2 protein-coding genes are annotated in these 1,389 nt (G+C 36.0%); both read right to left on the bottom strand.

The window, feature by feature from the left end:
- Nucleotides 1-410 (bottom strand): DMT family transporter (locus tag AC1DUW_RS28845; protein WP_477644189.1); only part of this gene is annotated, 410 nt, incomplete at its 3' end.
- A gap of 224 nt (nucleotides 411-634) precedes the next feature.
- The gene (locus AC1DUW_RS28840; RefSeq protein ID WP_053346405.1) at nucleotides 635-1,192 is read right to left on the bottom strand and encodes a GNAT family N-acetyltransferase; all 558 of its coding nucleotides are present in this window, start codon (nucleotides 1,190-1,192) and stop codon (nucleotides 635-637) included.
- Nucleotides 1,193-1,389 lie beyond the last annotated feature (197 nt).

The following is a 1,389-nucleotide window of genomic DNA, read 5'->3' as shown; positions in this document are numbered from 1 at the left end:
GACACAAAGAGTAAACAAATACCTGCTATCTTTTTCGCATCCAATGGAATACGTACCCCACCCAATAAGCCAAAATGATCAATGACAGCTCCAATCAGTATTTGTCCTAAAATAACCCCAACTAAAGTAGGGGCCACTCCAATTTGAGGGACTACTAAGACGATGACTATGACATAAATGGCCCCTAAGAGACCACCTATCAGTTGCCATTTAGGTACAGAAGTGACAGCTGAAATATTTCCATTTCCTGCAAACAAAACAATAAATAATAAAGCAAGTGTCCCGATTCCAAAAGAAATGAAAGAGGCTTCAATTACCCCTACTTTTTTTCCTAAACCGCCATTTATCTGTCCTTGAATTGCTATTGTAATGCCGCCTAGGACCGCAAGTAACGGAAATAAAATTTTCACAATAAATATGCTCCTTTTCATGTCCAGTGGACGTGATGATGAATTCATTTAATTTTATCATGAAAAATATGTATAGATTCCCTTATTTATCAAAACAAATGGTAATATGCAGATTCTTTCTTTATATACAAAAAAAGGTCCAAATGGCCAGCCCGGATATCCTTTTACATCTTTTTATTAAACTATTTATCAATGATTCTGCCTTAATTAATTAGGGAAACTGACTAAACTAGGTGATGTATCAGCTTAAACTCCGTATATAGCAAGGAAAATATCACGGCATCATGCGATTGATTACGAAGAAATATATAATTTCTAAGATTCCCCTCTTGCTTAAAACCAAATTTCTTTAAGAGGTTAGTGGATGCAATATTATCAGGGAAGGTTAATGCAGCCATTCGATGTAAGTTTAATTCTTCAAATGAATAACGTAATACTTCTCTGACAGCTTCCGATGTAAAGTGTTTCCTCCAATAATCCGGATGGATTTCATACCCGATTTCAGCACGTTTATTAGATATGCTCAAATGATTAAGACCAACAGTACCAATAAATTTCCCGGAATCTTTCACCACTACTCCCCATCGAATCCCCCTTTTGTTTATATATGCACTTTTAAACGAGTCTATTAATCGTCGAGCCTCTTCCACTCGAATTAAGCTTTCTATCCCATCATATTTGGTTACTTCATCTTTTGAGAGAATTTCAAACAGACTTTCCGTATGCTGGTGACCTATTTCTATTAAACGCAACCTCTCTGTTTCTAACTCTTGAAATCTCATCCTACAATCCCCCCGTGGATTCACTATCTTCTTTATTCTATTTATGAAAAAGAGATACCTGCATTAATGGACAATACTTTTCATTAATTTCCTTTCCTTAAGGTATAATGCAGAATCGGGATGCCCGCCCTTAGTAATCAAATCTCTAATAATTTGTGAGAGAATAACACTGTAAACCGTTCCGTTCCAACCATACC

The organism is Peribacillus sp. P4_C12 (assembly GCF_056402095.1).
This window is presented reverse-complemented; position numbering and strand designations above follow the sequence as displayed.

Coding starts and splice junctions, on each gene's coding strand:
- AC1DUW_RS28840 (WP_053346405.1), bottom strand. CDS start 1,192: ATGAGATTTCAAGAGTTAGAAACAGAGAGGTTGCGTTTAATAGAAATA.